Source organism: Moorena sp. SIO4G3, from assembly GCF_010692305.1.
Taxonomy (GTDB): Bacteria; Cyanobacteriota; Cyanobacteriia; order Cyanobacteriales; family Coleofasciculaceae; genus Moorena; species Moorena producens_A.
Genome location: NZ_JAAHIG010000073.1, coordinates 1 through 16,001, shown reverse-complemented (window position 1 = coordinate 16,001; position 16,001 = coordinate 1). Strand labels below are relative to the sequence as shown.

Below are 16,001 nucleotides of genomic sequence, written 5' to 3'. Positions count from 1 at the left end.
GTCTAAAAATTACCAAATCTGACGCAGCTTCTTAGCGATCGGGTTAGATTCTACGTAGGTAATAGGTGCTTCCATAATTGTCGGCACAAACCCCCCGAGAATACATCCCCAGAAAGCCGGGATGATGTCCCAACTTTTTTCTAATTGTAAAATTACTTTGTCTTGAGGGGTTAATCCTTGCTTTCTTAAACCCGCTAGGATTTTCTTAGCTTCTTCTAATAATTCTGCATATGATTGGACTATTTCCGAGCCATCTCCCTGGAGATATACAATGCTTTCTCCGACGATTTGCTCTGCTGATCTTTCTAAAACTTGGGGTAGGGTAGTAGGAGCATCCGGCTCAGATGGTAATGGCCCCCCATCTGTTAGAGCCTGGGGCTTCCATTGCTCTTCTAGTTTCTGGGCTAACTGCTCATTTATAGCCGGAATAGTTGTTAAAGCTTCCTGATTCACGTCTGAAGAGTCTTTTTTTTGATTAGTTAACATATTCTTATTCTTTGAATTGATTTGTCTTTACAACGCTGATATCCCACTTTCTGAGATTATTGCGGTTTCTTTTTTTCCAAAGCTGGCGTTGCTTAATAATAGAAGGATTTTAGGAGTTTTGTAGAACGGAAATCTTGGTGGAATGGGCATCTTGCCCATTATCAATATTTCCGGGGCGGCAGGATGGCCACCCTACTCCTATTGATTCGAAGATTCAGCAACCCCAAAAGAACACTCTAATCAGGCATTTGATGATCGATAAGTATTCGATATCTCTAACAAAATGGTATTGCTCCTGTTGAGTTTAATTGCTCCCACCTAGTTGTTTCCCAAAGCTACTAAACTTTAGGTACTACTCTACGTTTTGACAGTGCCCTATTTGCGAGGACTAGGGTACTACTTTTTTGTGAAAAGCAAGTTGAGCTGCCGATTTGGGAAATTTCCCCCCTCCTGTTTATCTGTTTGGCCAAGTATTTGTCAAGTACAGTATATATATACCAAATTCAATATCTGTTTTTTGACACTCCCCATGGCTAGAAGCCAGGGGATTCTTGGTTCAACGAGCTGACTTGCTCAACCTGACCGGAATCAGGAATAGTAGAGGCCAATTCTCCCCAAGCGTTAAATTCCCGTGTGCCCCACGGTACTCAAGGCTCTAGTTAGGATATTTTTGGCAGCATTGTGGTCTCTATCTAATTGACAACCACACTGACAAACGTGGGTTCGAGTTGATAATGACTTCTTGACCACTTCGCCACAATTAGAACAGTTCTGGCTTGTATAAGCCGGATTTACTGCAACGGTAACCCGACCAAACTTTTGCCCGAAATATTCTAGCCACTCCCTAAACTGATACCAACCAGCGTCATTAATAGACTTAGCGAGACAGTGATTCTTTACTAAGTTTTTAACCCTCAAGTTTTCGTAGGCGACCAAGTCGTTAGACCGGATTACGCAACGTGCAAGTCTCTTCGCATGTTCACTACGCTGCCTACTTATTTTGAGGTGAGTCCTGCCTAGTCTATTAATTGCCTTTTTGCGATTGGATGAGCCTTTTTTCTTTCGAGAAACTCGACGTTGATAAAACTTCAGGCGTTTCTCGCCTTTGCGATAAAACCTTGGATTAGGTTCGGAGTACCCATCAGAATCGGTGTAAAATTCTTTCAGTCCTACGTCTAAACCAACAGTAAAGCCAGTAGCTTCTAGTTGAAAGGCCGTAGGCCACGCTTTCGGCAAAGCCGACGCTGCGCGAACGCGAACGGAATTATCTGCTTTGACGCAAAACTGGACATAAAACCCATCGGCTCTTTGAACTATCCGAACTCGCTTAATTAGCTTCTGGTCCAAGCGCCACAAGTCCCAGGTACCTTTGAGCTTGACTTTACCGATTCCTTTCTTGTCGGTAAATTTTATGGATTTTTTATCTGGGGATAACTTCCATCCAGATTGCTTATATTCCACGGACCTAGAATGTTTCTTAAAGCGAGGATAGCCCTTCTTCCCAGGGACTTTCTTCTTGCAGTTGTCAAAGAAACGCGCTACTGCACGTTCTACATTCTCGACACAGGCTTGGCAACCATGACTATTGAGGTCTTTAACAAACTTAAATTCTTCCCTCAATTGGGTGTTGTAACGGTATAGTTCTTTTTTGCCGATTCCACGATTGTCCATCCAGTACCGAAGTACTTTATTCCGGACAAATCTAGCCGTTCTAATAGCTTCATTTATCGCTAATTTTTGAGGCTCTTTAAGGACAGCCTTGAACTCCATTACCAACACCTAAAATCACCTCCTTGGTTCGTTTGCTTTACTTGCTATTATAGCCGATAACGAGCGGGTAAAAGTTCCCGGACAGTTAGGGAATAAATTCCTGTTCGGGCTAACCCCATGGATAGAATCGGTGGGGCGTTGCGCCCTCAGGGTTTTTGGTCAAGTACAATATATACCAACTAAATTCCATGGGATTACTCTGGACTTTCAAGATGTTTGCTCTAATACATACCCAATACCTAAAAGCAGAAGAAGATCTGCCCGTATAGGATACTACAAATTATTTAACTCCACCCCATGACAACTCTGTCTATATTTTGTGTTTCCTTAAGGTAAAGCCCTTTTAACTTTACTTTAAGTGTGATTGTGCTTAGGATATCAAAGTCAACCCATTTCAAGTTGTATTAAAAGTTACATATAGCGTTTTTATTTGAGTTGTGAACAGAGTCGCAAAGGCCAAGAGGCAAGAGGAACCGGGAGCAGGTCAAAGTTACAGAGTTTTGTCAAGTAGTTCATTGGTTATACAAGTTTGACTTGCTCCCGATCTTTTTTCAATAGTCTTCCAGTAGGAAGACTATCAGCTAATGACACGGCAACTTGTGGGGATATGGGGAGATTGGCAGATAGGGTATCAGAATTCAGCACTTACGAACTAAGAGGATATCTGAAAAGTTTTTTGATACTGAATTTTGCCCCCCTAGCCCCCCAATTCTGGGGGGAACAAGAATCTATTTGCTGGTAAAAGTCCCCCAAAGTTGGGGGACCAACGGGGGCTTAGGTGTAGCAAATTAGACTTCTCAGACAACCTCTAAGCACTGTCAAACTCAGCACTTCCAAGCCGTCACAATAGTGATCGGATTGAGAGGATTAAACCGAGTTAGTTTGCCCACAGGTACCGACTTTGATAACTGCACCTGTAACCATTGATAATTCCAGTGATCCCCCCTAACCCCCCGCGCGGAAGGGGGGAAGGAATTTGCTCTAATCCCGCGCTCGGAAGGAGGGAAACGTTTAGATTCAAACCAACTATAAGCTGTATTACTACGCTCAACTGTTGCTAACGCTAACACTAAAATACCATCGAGGTCTAAGCGAGTATCACAGTAATCCAGAATTGAGTTCAAATTTCCACCACTACCGCCAATAAAAATACGATTTGGTGTTGGTAAATCTTTCAAAACATCTGGTGCTGAACCATGAATTGAGGTAACATTGGTAACCCCTAAACGTTGACAATTTTGCTCAATCAAAGCACTACCCATGGCTGTTTTTTCAATAGCAAACACCTGAGATGTTTTCGATAAACGAGCTATTTCAATGGAAACCGAACCTGTTCCTGCACCAATATCCCAAACCGTTTGCCCTGGTTTGAGGGCTAACTCTCCTAGTAACAGCAGCCTGATTTCTCGCTTGGTCATTAAACCAGGGCGATCGCTAAAACTAGTAAATGTCTGATCTGGTAATCCCAGTATCGGTAAGGAGTCTGTATCTAGAGATTGGTCAACGGAATCAGGATGACGTAGTAATACCACCACATTCAGGGGCGCAAAGGTCTGGTTCAATACTGCTTCTACACCAAGACATTGCACCCGTTCATCCATACCTCCCAAATTTTCACATACCCAGAACTGGTAGCTACTGGGTAAATCTAGCGCTAGTAATAATTTAGCGATCGCTTCAGGTGTATTGGTGCCATCCGTGAGCACTGCAATCTTCTCAACCCCCTGCTTCAAGGCTGGGATTAGTTGTTCCATAGAACGGCCATGAGCACTGATTACCTTAGCATCTTGCCAAGGGACTTTAATCCGACTGAAGGCCAGCTGAATCGCACTGACATGGGGATGAAACCTCAGGGTTGAGGGAGGAAGTTGGCTTAGCAGCAATCGTCCTAAGCCAAAAAACAAGGGATCACCACTCACCAACACTACGATTAGGGTATCGTCATCAGTACTATCGAGCTGGTTACGAATTAATTCAATAGCGTCAGTAAAATTACCCAATACCAGTTGTGACCCTTGGTGGTTGGGAAAATACCCCAAATGGCGCTGACTTCCAACCAATAGCGTCGCTCGTTCCACCAGCTGCTTGATTTGATCAGTTAAGCTAGCTGCTCCGTCTAAACCAATCCCCACTACATGGATCGAGGTCATGGTTTTGCTGCTATCTCGGGGATTCATTACTCTCCCAAGCCAATACCATCAATCCATTCAAAATAGCTGCAGCCACTGGAGACCCTCCTTTAGCTCCTTCAACTCGAATCTGAGGGATGGATATCTTGGCCAAAGCAGCTTTCGACTCCAGCACTGACACAAACCCAACGGTTGCGCCAATGACCAAAGCTGGTTTGACCTGAGAGTGGGACAACTGCTCACATAAAGCTAACAATGCCGTAGGGGCATTACCAATTACAAAAATAGCCCCCGGAAACTGCTCAAAACATCGGAGTAAACCAGTTTCCGTGCGCGTCTTTCCTGGCAGAGCTACTGGTGCCTGGTCTACTGCTGCAATCAGGGGATTACCAAAGGTTTTTGCCACCATACTAGCTATCCCCTGTTTGACCATTCCTACATCTGTAACAATTGGTATTCCCTGCCGCAGTGCAGAAATACCAGATGCGATCGCATTTTCACTAAACCGAAGCAGCTGGGCAAATTCAAAATCAGCTGTACTATGGATTACCCTGCGCACAATAGCATACTCAGCTCGATTAAACTGATGCTCCCCAATCTGTTGGTCAATAATGGCAAAACTTTGCTCCATAATCGGATGCATTGACAATGCTTTCATCCTATACCCCAAGCCATACTCTGCTCCAACTCAAACACTGAGCACCTTAAGCACTCAAAACTCCAAAACTGGCCATTCCGGTTCCCGCAAGAAGCGCATCATATCGTCAAACTTCCTTAATTGAGCCTCCCTAATCGATAGTACACTCCCTTCCGCTTCTAAGGCTTGGCCACTTAACTCGGATAGGATATTGCTAATGCGATCGCTATCCAACTCCTGGGGAATATCTCCGAAATATCCTAGAGTGATGTGAGCCGTAAAATGGTATTGCTGTTCAATACCTAGAGCCATTAAATCAGAATTTTGATAAATACACCGGCGCAGCTGGGAAATGCGATTGTATGCCTGTTCATCCTGGGGTGCTAGACATACACCAATCGCCCTGGGCATCACCATTAAGCCCAATAGCTGCCAGCCAATGGGATTACCACCATTTGCTAAAGAGGTTTCCTGGCTGATACTGACAGACTTGTCAAAACTTGCCTGTATCGACTTAAGCAGTTGAGTTTCAAACTCTGGATTTTCAGCCGTGGCATCTCGGTAAGCATTTTCCCAAATCAAGTCAGCCAAGGTTAAATGAAAACTATCCGGGGGTATCGGTACCATTAAACCTGGGTCTAGTTGCTGGAGAAGCTCTTTTTGGAGCTGCTGCATGTTATTATAGAATGCTGAATTATTCGTCTCTTCCTCCCAAGGTGGTGTGATTACAGTGTAACCAGGAAAAGGGGCAGGCTCTCTGCTGCCATTAGGGAGACGTTTAAACTTGGGTGACTCTTGGATATTGAGTAACTGCGATTGATAAGTTGCGGTTAGGGTCAGCCGTGTGACCCGATTTAGATAACTTTGATATGTATCGTCCAATTTTGCCCCCTTACGTGTTCTGATATGGGAATTTACCTCTATTGGGGAAAGGATGACTTTGCCATGGCTCAAGCCCTCGACAAGCTGCGTCAATCCCTAGTTGACCCCAACTGGGCTAGTTTTAACTATGACAAAATTTCCCCAGACCAACCAGATGCCGTAATTCAAGCCTTGAATCAAGTAATGACTCCTCCGTTTGGCATGGGTGGACGTCTAGTGTGGTTAGTTGATACAACCCTGTGCCAGCAATGTTCGGACAATTTACTGGCAGAATTAGAGCGTACTATACCAGTCATTCCTAAACACTCCGTTTTGTTACTAACTACCCCCCATCGACCAGATCCACGACTCAAGTCCACGAAACTACTGCAACAGTACGCCGAGATTCGGGAGTTTGCTCTGATTCCCCCCTGGAAAACCCAGCAGCTAGTGCATCGGGTCAAGTCCTACTCCGTTGAATTTGGAGTCAAACTAACCAATAGTGCGGCTGTTCTCTTAGCCGAATCCGTTAGCAATGACACCCGACAGTTATTCAACGAACTGGAAAAATTACGACTCTACGCGCTGTATGACAGCCAACCGTTACAAGAAAGTACCGTTGCCACCCTGGTAGTGGCTAATACTCAAAATACCTTGCAACTGGCAGAGGCGATTCGGGCAGGGGATGGGGCAAAAGCCTTAGAGTTGTTAGCTGCCTTGATCAACCACAATGAACCTCCTTTAAAGATTGTCGCTACCTTAATTACTCAGTTTCGTACCTGGTTGTGGGTGAAGTTGCTGGTCAGTGAGGGCCAGACCGATCCAAATGCGATCGCTAACACCGCCAATATCAATAACCCCAAACGAGTTTACTTCCTCAAACAAGACGTGGAGTTCCTTTCCCCCAAGCAACTCATCTCCACTCTGCGGGTGTTGCTGGAGTTAGACCTCAACCTCAAAACGGGAGCAGACCCCCTTTCCACATTACAAACTAAGGTTATACAACTTTGTGAAATCTTTAACAGTTCAAGAGTTTAGACCAGTCAGTGGCTTCACCCAGGCTAGCTTAAACGATTGAAGGTTAAATTTTTTTTATACTCATGCTTGATATTTATCCTGTCTGCACTTCCCAATCCCCAGAATATCTTGCCTTATGAGGAACTTACCACCCATAAATTAATTCACATTAAACTAGCCCTTAGTGGTTTTGCTTCTTGTTTGTTTTGCTCATAATCTATCATCATGCTCACTGCTAACTCTCTAAAACTTAGCTTGACCCAACTTTTCTCCCAATCTCTCCTTGTCGGAGGACTTACTGCTATTAGTTTGCTATCTGGATTTATCCCTGAGCTTTCTGAAGACTCTTATACCCTTGTTATTACAACTTCAGCCTATGCTCAAGATGTCACCTCTGACATTAGTCCTAATGACGTCACTCAATATGCTGAAGTTCTATTACAAATAGAGCCTATTCGCGCATCTGCCTATGAAAAAATCACCACAATCCTAGGAGAGCAACCAGAAATTTTCTGCGATGACTCCGAAAGCATCAGTAAGCTCCCCTCGACCGCCCAAGAGATTGCTAAAGATTACTGCCAACAGTCAGAGGGAATTGTCTCTAAGTATTTTCCCGAAGGAGGAAATAAACGCTTCAACGAAATTACTATTGAGATGCAAGATAATCAAAATTTACGGGAACAGATTCAAGGTGAATTAGTGCGTCTTCAACAAGCAAAATTTGACGCTAGCTTTTAGCTATATATAGCTAAAAGAATCAGCAACTTATTCCCTTGAAGCATAACGTCAACCATACTTCAACCATAATTATATGTTTTTAGGAAAAGCGTGGGGTGTGGGGTGTGGGGTGTGGGGTGTGGGGTGTGGGGAGATCGGGAGATGGGGAGATCGGGAGATGGGGAGATGGGGGAGATTTTGATTAAGGGTAATTATCCTGACATGATGTCAGAAGAGGGAAGTCGGAAGTGGGAAACAATCCTGTGTACCTCATAAGTGTGTAAAACGCTATAGTTCCAAAAAAGGGGTCTTCCGTACTGAGTATGTTAATTTGTCATAAACTTGAGATAGTATTTAGCCTAAAAACTAAATTTTTGAAATTTTAAAGCTTTACCAAATAAGGGTTGTAGTGGATTTAAATTAACAATTGTTGCTAACAGTGACCGAAGATTCCATGCATCGCTATTCCCTGATCCGAAGTTCCCGATTCCCGATTCCCGATTCCCGATTCCCGATTCCCGATTCCCGATTCCCGATTCCCGATTCCCTAAAATCCACAACTTGTGTACCTGACCGATTTGAGAAATGGTATAGTTAGCATCACAGGAACCATAGCTAGCCACTAGGAATAGTAGAAAATAGGCTAATCCAGATAGTCTTTAACCCGGTAAATACTGGTAAAAACTGGTAATTACTGTGTATTAGGTGCTATCTAACCTTTCTCTGGCTAGTTGCCAGAGATTGTCTTCAGGAAAATATTGATGCTGCCATTGGTGTCCCTGTCGATCTTGTGTAAGCAATTTGGACAGGTGAACTTTTTGGAACCACCTAGTTTTGGATGTATATGACCGCACCTCGAACAAGTCTTTGATGTGTACTCCTCACCTACTTCTATGACTTGGCTACCCCGTAATACCCCTTGGGTTTTAAGTCTGAGCTTAAAGCGGTAATGTGCCCAACTCAAAAGGTTACGAGCTGTTTTACTATTGATTCTTCTTTTGGCCAAGTAAACCATTTTAGAAGACTCAAATTTTGGGATGATTACTTGTGAGTAATTAGAAGTTAAGTAACAAGCGGCTTTTTTGTGACACTCATCAACTAGATTCCTGATTTTAATCCTGAGCTGTTGAGCTAGTTTTCTTTTGTTAAAGCGCTTTCTCTTGTTTGTCCTTCCTGTAGCTTTAGCGATTTCTGATTGTAACCGATCTAAACGTCTACACAGAGCGACAATCCGAGAGATTGAGCCAATACCTATTTCCAGGACTTGGTTGCCATCAAATCCTGTCAGGAACGTCCTGACACCAGGGTCTAGCGCAATGGCTTGTTCATTATTGTTTACTGACTTTTCCGACTCTATTGTATAAGTAATAAACCATCTACCTCTGTCCAAGATCACACTAAAGTCCCCAGGCATTTGATCAGGCAATGATTCACGCTTAGTTAATTGCTAATTTCCCTAGTCTGATCCCATTATCTGTCTTGTGGGTTGGATAAGTTACTCCCTTGTTCCAGTTTGGCGACTGAAGTTTAAAAGATTGAACCGGTTGTCTGCAACTCCTGAATCTAGGGGTTGATTTATTCTCTTTCTTGGTTCTTTTAAACCCGGCGTGGGCGTCAATCACAGCAGCCCCTCGTAGGTTATAAGGGGTAGAACTTACCCATTCCGGTATTACTGCCATGACTAGCTTGCGGAGATTGTAAGCAGTTGGTAGTTTATCTCCTGCCTTATAAGTGTCTCGCATCATCGCCATGGCAGCGTTGTAGCAATATCTGCTTGCCCCTAGCCATTTGCGCCATACCGCCCTGAGCTCCGCCTCTGGGTAGACTCTGATCTTCCTTGATTTGAGCAAAGTACTGCCATTGTCCCTAGAGTCGGCACGAGCAGACGTGAACAATTGCCAGTATCTCTTCCACCATTTCTCTTTCTTGACTAATCTCTGTGTTGTGGCAAACCACGAGTTCCCAATGGTTAAGTTCTCAAATCCACTGTTTGAAAAAGAATCGTTTCCTTGGCAGTCTGTCCTATTGTCCGACCACAAGTCGTTTGACATCTGCTGACATAACTCGTCCCAGAATGGCAAAAAGCTTTTTTCCCCCTGTAGTTGAGTCGAGAGCCTTACTCTTTCGGAACTTCCGCTTCTGGGTACAGTTGAACAATGTTTTGTGTGATACTCCTTTGATTTGTTGCCCTGGCTTTGGACAGACATATTTTTTAGACATGGTACTGAAATGACCTTCTATATATATTTCTACCATGTCTTCGATGGTAGATTAGGGAATATTCCGGAAAATACTAGGGATTACCGTTCTTATGGACTACAGCTTTAGGCTAGCCAGTGCAGGTCGCTTATCTCCGAGAAAACGGCTAATGACCAAATTGATCTATCCCTTGGGATGGCTTGCCGGAATGATAGTGGTTTTGGTTGGATGTTCTTCCAGTCCAGACCCTGACACCACCGCAGCTATCCCCACAGTAGCCTCAGATGCAGTAAAGAGTCAGGAATTGAAGAATTACGCCAAAGCTGTTCTGGCGATCGATCAATATCGTCAAGGTGTCTACGAGGATATTCAGGAATTAACCAAAGACAAGGACAAGATAGTTCCTGAGATTAACTGCACCCAAGTAAAAACCATAGCAGCTCTACGTCGAAATATCAGAGATCTGGCTGTAAACTACTGTCAGCGCTCGAAAACCATTGCTGAAAGTCATGAGTTGACCATATCTCGATTTAATTCAATTACCGTTAGCGCCCAATCCGATCAGAAGTTACAACGGCGAATCCACAATGAACTAGTTCGCTTACAACAAAATTGACAATATGTCAAGCTTGTAGCTTGTAGGGTGGGCAAAAAAAGTTTGGTTCACATCAGTATTCACGATCAGATTACTTTGCCCACCGTCCTTTAATTGCTATTTTTTTGACACGCAAGCTTGTAGGGTGGGCAAAAATAGTGGCGTTGCTGATTCTGGGTATGGCGCACGCCCCCCTAACCCCCCAATTCTGGGGGGAAAAAACTCTAAAAGTCCCCCAAAGTTGGGGGATTTAGGGGGCTTCAACAAAACCAGATGATCGCGCATTCATTCATTAATTCAGCAACGCCAAAATAGTTTGGTTCAAATCAGTATTCACGATCAGATTACTTTGCCCACCCTACTTTAATTGGTATTTTAGTCTCAATTCAGCAATGATCAATTTCCAATGCTGACCTTTACCAAACGCCTCAGAGCTAATCAGAATACTAAAGTCGGCTTTACCCTCTCCTTAACAGCCGAGGAGCGTACCCGAACTCGCCACCGCTTTGAAACAGCGGATGGTGAAAATTTGTATTTGCGCTTGCCTAGGGGCAGTGTCTTGCAGGATGGGGATTTACTGGAAGCTGAAGATACAAAGGTGATGATCCGAATTGCTGCTAAACCAGAACCAGTACTGACTGTCACTTCCCAAAAACCGGTGAATTTGCTGCGAGCTGCTTATCATTTGGGTAATCGCCATGTCCCTTTAGAAGTAACGGCTAGCTATTTAAGGTTATCTCCTGACCCGGTTTTGCAAGGGATGTTAGAGCAGTTGGGGGTAGAGGTACACCAGGAAGTGGTACCGTTTCAACCAGAAATCGGTGCCTATGGACATTGAGAAGTGTGAGGAGAACTGTTAAAAAGAGGCACACCTAAGTGCGCCCCTTGATCAATCCTTCGGAACAGAAGCCCGATGGTTAGCCTCTTGCCACAGCTGATAGAGAAAAAACTCCACAGCATAGTTCATTGCTGTTACAAAAATTCCCTCTTCATCCTCTGGATCTGACGTTAGCCAGGTGCCTTGTAGGCTTACTTCAACATAGTCCGCATCACAAATCGATAATGCGATCGCATCGGTTGTGTCTTGCCGCACAAACACCTCTAATTGCCTGAGGTGGGGCAAGTCAGCTGGTAGCAAAAATGACGCAGTGCTGGGTTCGATATAGAAACTTGCACCCGCACGGAGCGAGACAAGGGTTCGTTTTGTTACCCATTCTTCTAGGGATTGAGCCAAACGCTCTAGATAAAAGCTATTTTCGGTATAAATCAGTTTCAGCATTACCTGTAACTTCCTCCTCTAACCGATTGATTTGCTGTTGACGCCAAAACTGTTCCGCAAAAGCAACAGCTGGATGCATGGGTGCTTTGGGCTGCCTGGGTAATTTCATTCCCGCTTGGTGGGGAGTACGGTTGCCTTTGAGGCTGTTACAACCCTCACATGCCGTAACGACGTTGTCCCAACTGTGTTTCCCGCCTTTTGACCGAGGAATGACATGGTCGAGGGTTAGCTTTTTGGTGCTGCCACAGTATTGGCACCGATGCTTGTCCCGTCTTAAGACCTCCCGCCGATTTACTGGAGGAACTCGCCAAGTTGGTTCGGTTTCGGTAAGTATCAAGCGGATATGGGTTGGTACCAAGATCACTACACTAGGGGAACGGACTTTGTAGCCCTTACCACCAAAGAAATCGATTGGTTCAGCTTTCCCGGTAACCAACAGAGCAATTGCTCGTTTGATATTGACTCGATTAATAGGTAAGTAGTTTTTGGAAAAAACCACTACCGATTGCCTCAATACCTCAGTTGTGCTTGTCACGGATTGACTCCTCATAAACCAAACCCCCGCTTCTGTTTGTCAGGAGCGGGGGCGTTTAAGATTTTTTAGGGTAGGCTGATTGCTATGTCAGTAGTGCTAGCGTTCGCCTATACCTCCCGCTGTGTCTATTTAGTTTCAGATTTATCTCTGGCCGACAATTGACTGGTTGTGAATCATGCCTTCTATACTCGACTGTGCCCTGTGCCATCGAGTCATATTTGCCCCTAAACAAAAGCTCCACCCATATTGCCCCGAATCCAGAACTGCCTAAGCAGTTGATATCTGAGCACTTGGTGGAGGAGGTTAAATGATGACTCATAGAAGATGAAATGTTTGAAGGCGAAATTTGTGAAAAACGATTTTCAAGCCGCTTTTTAAATACTACACTTGTATTACGGGAATGTCCAGATATTTGGAGGAAAAAATTAATGCCTACACTCACCCGTCAAAACTCAACCACTGATATGGAAGTTACCAGCATCCGTCTGGATCGACAGTTGAAAGATAAACTCAAAGAACTCTCTGGCTCTCAGGGCTATCAAGCTCTGATTCGAGATATTCTCTGGAACTATGTCCAGCACAAGTCCGGTGATTATCGACCTCAATTTTGTAAGTCTGATATCAGAGCCACCATTCAAGCGATCGCTGAGCGCAAAGAGCGTTGTGTACTAACTGGCAAGTATATAGAACCGCAAGAGCCCATGTTATTAGGACTTACGATCAACGGAGAGATGCTTCCCCTCAGTATCGGTAGTCTGTCCGACTGTTAAACGTTTGCCTCGATACAAGTGAAGAGACATGCGTTCGCTGAAAGCGGGGCTGAGGCCTTTGGCCACGCTTCGCGAACGCCCATCGCATGTCTCTTCTCAATCCTTGACTAGGCACTCTTGTCGGTCGGTTAACGAGTTGGAACCTTCAACTGTGGCACTTGCGGAAGCTCAAGTTTTGGTGCTTCTAGAACTGCTGGGGCTTCTGGTGTTGCTGGCATTTCTTCAGTGTCCATAGCTTCTGGGGTTTCTTCAGTGTCCATAGCTTCTGGGGCTTCTGGGGTTTCTGGCATTTCTGGGGTTTTAGTAGCCACTTGCAGATATAAATCAGAACCCAGTGTTAGTGGTAAATCCTTTTCCGGATCAATGATCATAGGATTTTGCTGCTCCGGTTGTTGATTAGAATCACCACCAGTTAAGACACCAGTCAAAATATTAACCGCAGCACCTTCTAATGTTTGTTTCTCCGTATCATCAGGCTTAGCATCAGTAACCAGTTTCGAAGTGGCATTGATGGTGTTATAGGATAATTCACCAATTTTAAGTTTTTGAGCCACAAACTGAGTACCAAGAAACTCATAACCACTATACCGAGGTACTAATTGACCCTCAATCTCGCTGTCTTTTGGAATTAAGACTATTCCTTGATCATTTGTGATGTCCTCAGCCACTAACAGCGTCATATCAATGGTTTCACCACGCTCCACAGCCATCTTGTCTGATACTGTGTAGGTTACATCAATCACTGTGCCTTTGGAAACTTGATATTCCTTAGTTTCAAAGGAGTCATCTTTAGTAGTCATTGACTCAGTTGAATCAGTCCCCTCAGTTTTTTCAGTTGCCTCAGTTTCCTCCATCAGGCTGTCGTCACCCACAGTTTTAGTCTTTTCCGTCAGCTGAGCAATATATTGAGAGGCTGGATGTTGACTAGACAGGGGAGCTAATACCTCTTGATTCACCAAAGCTTGATGAATAAAGGCTGCTACATCAGCACGGGTGGCAGGTTGACCAAAATCGAGATAGGTTACATGGGGGTAGTTGACGACCATAGCCTTTTCGGTAGCAGCGGCAACGCTAACTTTGGCATAGTCAGGGATTCGGGATAGGTCTTCATAGGAAGAGAGGCTGTTCTTTACTGAACTACTAGAGTATAAACCCAAAGCATTTAAACCCAAACCATTGGTCAATGACACCAATACTTGTCCCCGAGAAAGTGGCGAAGATGGACGTAGTTGGCTATTGGATTTATCCTGCTCAGTCAGGTCACGACTTGCCCAATACTCAGCCGCTTCACGATCAAATGTTTTGGGCAAAGCTAAATTATTTTCGCTGAACGCTTGGCTCACCATCCCAGAGAACTGAGCGTAAGTAACAGCTTGATCAGGTTTAAAGGTGCCATTGGCATATCCATTTACCAGGTTTTCTGCTGCCAACCCTTCAATGAACGGTTTTGCCCAATGACCTTGAATATCAATAAAGCTAGTTTGGTTTGGAACCGCAATTACCATCGGCGCAGTCGCACCAGTTACTATTCCCAATAGCAACATGGCAGTGCTTGTGGCATTCCAAGTAGATGCACTAGACATAGAACACAACTCTCCTGATTTAGATAACTCTTCCAGACAGCTCAACTCCTTAGTTATCAGAGTTGACAGCCTGCCAAACACCATCCCCAGACGCACAGGTGAAGTGAAAGTTCCCAGGTTTTCAAAAAAAGATCGGTAGAGGTAGGCGAGTTAGATCAAGTCCGATTAATCAGTTAGAAAAGGGAGTCGGGAGTCGGGAATCGGGAATCGGGAATCGGGAATCCGGAACAGGCAAAAAATTCCGTGGATTTCAGCTATTTGAGAACCACTATAATGACTTAATTGGGTATAAGATAAACTCTCAACCGTCAACCATCAAAAAATATTTAGATTTGTAACTTTAGCCAGATTGGCGAGACAATATTGTGCTATTGGGTTTCTATTTATAGTGTAAGCATATGCGCTACGCGCACGCTGCGCGAACAGCTGTCAGCCGTCAGTTTTGTGGAACAGGCTTCGTGGCACAGGCTTCGTGGCACAGGCCACAAGCGCTGTGACTTTCGTGACTATTAAACCAATGCTTACTTGTTGTCTTGATGCAAAGCGCGAGTGGGGGAAACCACGCCAGTTGCTCATGGGGGAGACCCCCAAGACCGCACTGGCTCCCCAAGACCGCGCTGCATCGCTTATTCAAAAGTGATAGCTGATAGCTGATAGCTGATAGCTGATAGCTGAATGCTTACTTGATAGTATTAACGGTTGGAGAACGTTTATGTTTTTAGAAAGTGTAATCCTTTTCTTTAAGCGCTTAGCTGCTGATAAAAATTTCCGTAGCCAGCTTGAAGATGCTGCAAGTCCAGAAGACTACCAAACCATGGTGCGAGATGCTGGCTATGATTTCACAGCAGAAGACTTGGAAACTACTACAGCTAAAATTCTTGATGAGAATAAGCTTAGAGATTTAGACGATAATTTCAAGAATCTCACTGAAGAAGACCTAGAAGTACTTGTTGGTGGTGTGTTTAGAGGCTACTGTGGTTGGCCATGGCAACCTAAACATCCCATTTATCCACCTATAAAAAAGCCACCGATTGAAGTTCAGCCCCTCTATGGAGCAGTCATCGGGATTACACCGGAACCTCCTCAAGCGATCGCATTGTATGGCGTTTCCATACCTCCTGATCAAATTGCTTATATTTCAAAAGACGTGAACACAGACAATATTTCATAGTCTACGGAGTCGGGAATCGGGAGTTGGGAGTCGGGAATCGGGAGTCGGGAATCGGGAATCGGGGTAAGACGAAAATTTACTGTACCTCGTCAGTATGATAAACACTATAAGTTATTTGCTCAGGTTTATCATTACGTTTTGAGCACTACCTGTTCTCCCCATCTCCCCATCTCCCCATCTCCCCATCTCCCCATCTCCCCATCTCCCCATCTCCCCATCTCCCCATCTCCCCATCTCCCCATCTCCCCATCT

19 protein-coding genes and 1 pseudogene are annotated in these 16,001 nt (G+C 44.5%); 7 read left to right on the top strand and 13 right to left on the bottom strand.

Annotated features, from left to right (window positions below):
• Positions 1–9 precede the first annotated feature (9 nt).
• The 5 genes and pseudogenes from F6J99_RS15410 to F6J99_RS15390 form a co-directional block, all read right to left on the bottom strand.
• Positions 10–486 (bottom strand): AMP-binding protein, encoded by a 477-nt coding sequence (locus tag F6J99_RS15410; RefSeq protein WP_293113691.1) that lies wholly within the window; start codon positions 484–486, stop codon positions 10–12.
• Between the two features lie 533 nt (positions 487–1,019).
• Positions 1,020–2,265, bottom strand: a pseudogene (locus F6J99_RS15405) (transposase).
• A gap of 815 nt (positions 2,266–3,080) precedes the next feature.
• Positions 3,081–4,406, bottom strand: a complete 1,326-nt coding sequence (gene cbiE / locus F6J99_RS15400; RefSeq protein WP_293113690.1) for a precorrin-6y C5,15-methyltransferase (decarboxylating) subunit CbiE — start codon at positions 4,404–4,406, stop codon at positions 3,081–3,083.
• 10 nt (positions 4,407–4,416) lie between these two features.
• Positions 4,417–5,043 carry a cobalt-precorrin-8X methylmutase gene (locus tag F6J99_RS15395; protein WP_075899071.1) on the bottom strand — a complete coding sequence of 209 codons (627 nt, stop codon included), beginning with the start codon at positions 5,041–5,043 and terminating at the stop codon, positions 4,417–4,419.
• A gap of 54 nt (positions 5,044–5,097) precedes the next feature.
• Entirely contained in the window at positions 5,098–5,904 is an 807-nt protein-coding gene (locus tag F6J99_RS15390; protein ID WP_293113689.1) for a DUF1868 domain-containing protein, read from the bottom strand.
• A gap of 24 nt (positions 5,905–5,928) precedes the next feature.
• Here F6J99_RS15390 and holA point away from each other — a divergent pair, with 24 nt between their 5' ends.
• The 3 genes from holA (at position 5,929) to F6J99_RS15375 (ending at position 8,215) form a co-directional block, all read left to right on the top strand.
• Entirely contained in the window at positions 5,929–6,921 is a 993-nt protein-coding gene (gene holA, locus F6J99_RS15385) for a DNA polymerase III subunit delta (RefSeq protein WP_293113688.1), read from the top strand.
• A 204-nt stretch (positions 6,922–7,125) separates the two neighbouring features.
• Complete coding sequence (locus F6J99_RS15380; protein WP_070392411.1) at positions 7,126–7,638, top strand: DUF4168 domain-containing protein; 513 nt, start codon at positions 7,126–7,128, stop codon at positions 7,636–7,638.
• Positions 7,639–8,047: 409 nt separating this feature from the next.
• Positions 8,048–8,215, top strand: coding sequence for a hypothetical protein (locus F6J99_RS15375; RefSeq protein WP_293113687.1), 168 nt, complete (start codon positions 8,048–8,050; stop codon positions 8,213–8,215).
• Between the two features lie 129 nt (positions 8,216–8,344).
• Here F6J99_RS15375 and F6J99_RS15370 read toward each other — a convergent pair whose 3' ends face one another.
• From F6J99_RS15370 to F6J99_RS15360, 3 genes are read right to left on the bottom strand one after another with little or no spacing between them, the layout of a single operon-like run.
• A complete protein-coding gene (locus tag F6J99_RS15370; protein WP_293113686.1) occupies positions 8,345–9,031 on the bottom strand; it encodes a transposase in 687 nt (228 codons plus the stop codon).
• 22 nt (positions 9,032–9,053) lie between these two features.
• A complete protein-coding gene (locus F6J99_RS15365; protein ID WP_293113685.1) occupies positions 9,054–9,668 on the bottom strand; it encodes a helix-turn-helix domain-containing protein in 615 nt (204 codons plus the stop codon).
• Positions 9,640–9,873, bottom strand: coding sequence for a hypothetical protein (locus F6J99_RS15360; protein ID WP_293113684.1), 234 nt, complete (start codon positions 9,871–9,873; stop codon positions 9,640–9,642). Before F6J99_RS15360 ends, F6J99_RS15365 begins: the two co-directional genes overlap by 29 nt.
• 55 nt (positions 9,874–9,928) lie before the next feature.
• Between F6J99_RS15360 and F6J99_RS15355 the strand changes: the two genes are divergently transcribed.
• Both F6J99_RS15355 and ureE read left to right on the top strand, forming a co-directional pair.
• Positions 9,929–10,432 carry a DUF4168 domain-containing protein gene (locus F6J99_RS15355; RefSeq protein WP_293113683.1) on the top strand — a complete coding sequence of 168 codons (504 nt, stop codon included), beginning with the start codon at positions 9,929–9,931 and terminating at the stop codon, positions 10,430–10,432.
• A 385-nt stretch (positions 10,433–10,817) separates the two neighbouring features.
• Positions 10,818–11,249: an urease accessory protein UreE gene (ureE, locus tag F6J99_RS15350; protein WP_293113682.1), complete on the top strand. Its 432-nt coding sequence runs from the start codon at positions 10,818–10,820 to the stop codon at positions 11,247–11,249.
• A 51-nt stretch (positions 11,250–11,300) separates the two neighbouring features.
• Here ureE and F6J99_RS15345 read toward each other — a convergent pair whose 3' ends face one another.
• Both F6J99_RS15345 and F6J99_RS15340 read right to left on the bottom strand, forming a co-directional pair.
• Positions 11,301–11,690: an alr0857 family protein gene (locus tag F6J99_RS15345; protein ID WP_293113681.1), complete on the bottom strand. Its 390-nt coding sequence runs from the start codon at positions 11,688–11,690 to the stop codon at positions 11,301–11,303.
• Positions 11,662–12,225 carry an HNH endonuclease gene (locus F6J99_RS15340; protein WP_293113680.1) on the bottom strand — a complete coding sequence of 188 codons (564 nt, stop codon included), beginning with the start codon at positions 12,223–12,225 and terminating at the stop codon, positions 11,662–11,664. Before F6J99_RS15340 ends, F6J99_RS15345 begins: the two co-directional genes overlap by 29 nt.
• A 428-nt stretch (positions 12,226–12,653) precedes the next feature.
• Here F6J99_RS15340 and F6J99_RS15335 point away from each other — a divergent pair, with 428 nt between their 5' ends.
• Positions 12,654–12,995 carry a hypothetical protein gene (locus F6J99_RS15335; protein ID WP_070392417.1) on the top strand — a complete coding sequence of 114 codons (342 nt, stop codon included), beginning with the start codon at positions 12,654–12,656 and terminating at the stop codon, positions 12,993–12,995.
• A 128-nt stretch (positions 12,996–13,123) separates the two neighbouring features.
• On the opposite strand, the gene F6J99_RS15330 is transcribed toward F6J99_RS15335, so the two are convergent.
• Together F6J99_RS15330 and F6J99_RS15325 are read right to left on the bottom strand one after the other, a co-directional pair.
• A complete protein-coding gene (locus F6J99_RS15330; RefSeq protein WP_293113679.1) occupies positions 13,124–14,578 on the bottom strand; it encodes an S-layer homology domain-containing protein in 1,455 nt (484 codons plus the stop codon).
• A gap of 165 nt (positions 14,579–14,743) precedes the next feature.
• Entirely contained in the window at positions 14,744–14,890 is a 147-nt protein-coding gene (locus tag F6J99_RS15325) for a hypothetical protein (RefSeq protein ID WP_293113678.1), read from the bottom strand.
• 400 nt (positions 14,891–15,290) lie between these two features.
• Here F6J99_RS15325 and F6J99_RS15320 point away from each other — a divergent pair, with 400 nt between their 5' ends.
• Entirely contained in the window at positions 15,291–15,749 is a 459-nt protein-coding gene (locus F6J99_RS15320; protein WP_293113677.1) for a Nif11-like leader peptide family natural product precursor, read from the top strand.
• A 111-nt stretch (positions 15,750–15,860) separates the two neighbouring features.
• Here the strand turns inward: F6J99_RS15320 and F6J99_RS15315 are convergent, their stop codons facing one another.
• The gene (locus F6J99_RS15315) at positions 15,861–15,983 is read right to left on the bottom strand and encodes a hypothetical protein (RefSeq protein WP_293113676.1); all 123 of its coding nucleotides are present in this window, start codon (positions 15,981–15,983) and stop codon (positions 15,861–15,863) included.
• Positions 15,984–16,001: the final 18 nt, after the last annotated feature.

What these genes read in the sequence shown, in the direction of transcription:
- F6J99_RS15410 (WP_293113691.1), bottom strand. Translation starts at nt 486, where the DNA reads ATGTTAACTAATCAAAAAAAAGACTCTTCAGACGTGAATCAGGAAGCT.
- cbiE (WP_293113690.1), bottom strand. Translation starts at nt 4,406, where the DNA reads ATGACCTCGATCCATGTAGTGGGGATTGGTTTAGACGGAGCAGCTAGC.
- F6J99_RS15395 (WP_075899071.1), bottom strand. Translation starts at nt 5,043, where the DNA reads ATGAAAGCATTGTCAATGCATCCGATTATGGAGCAAAGTTTTGCCATT.
- holA (WP_293113688.1), top strand. Translation starts at nt 5,929, where the DNA reads ATGGGAATTTACCTCTATTGGGGAAAGGATGACTTTGCCATGGCTCAA.
- F6J99_RS15380 (WP_070392411.1), top strand. Translation starts at nt 7,126, where the DNA reads ATGCTCACTGCTAACTCTCTAAAACTTAGCTTGACCCAACTTTTCTCC.
- F6J99_RS15370 (WP_293113686.1), bottom strand. Translation starts at nt 9,031, where the DNA reads ATGCCTGGGGACTTTAGTGTGATCTTGGACAGAGGTAGATGGTTTATT.
- F6J99_RS15365 (WP_293113685.1), bottom strand. Translation starts at nt 9,668, where the DNA reads ATGTCAAACGACTTGTGGTCGGACAATAGGACAGACTGCCAAGGAAAC.
- F6J99_RS15360 (WP_293113684.1), bottom strand. Translation starts at nt 9,873, where the DNA reads ATGGTAGAAATATATATAGAAGGTCATTTCAGTACCATGTCTAAAAAA.
- F6J99_RS15355 (WP_293113683.1), top strand. Translation starts at nt 9,929, where the DNA reads ATGGACTACAGCTTTAGGCTAGCCAGTGCAGGTCGCTTATCTCCGAGA.
- ureE (WP_293113682.1), top strand. Translation starts at nt 10,818, where the DNA reads ATGCTGACCTTTACCAAACGCCTCAGAGCTAATCAGAATACTAAAGTC.
- F6J99_RS15345 (WP_293113681.1), bottom strand. Translation starts at nt 11,690, where the DNA reads ATGCTGAAACTGATTTATACCGAAAATAGCTTTTATCTAGAGCGTTTG.
- F6J99_RS15335 (WP_070392417.1), top strand. Translation starts at nt 12,654, where the DNA reads ATGCCTACACTCACCCGTCAAAACTCAACCACTGATATGGAAGTTACC.
- F6J99_RS15330 (WP_293113679.1), bottom strand. Translation starts at nt 14,578, where the DNA reads ATGTCTAGTGCATCTACTTGGAATGCCACAAGCACTGCCATGTTGCTA.
- F6J99_RS15320 (WP_293113677.1), top strand. Translation starts at nt 15,291, where the DNA reads ATGTTTTTAGAAAGTGTAATCCTTTTCTTTAAGCGCTTAGCTGCTGAT.
- F6J99_RS15315 (WP_293113676.1), bottom strand. Translation starts at nt 15,983, where the DNA reads ATGGGGAGATGGGGAGATGGGGAGATGGGGAGATGGGGAGATGGGGAG.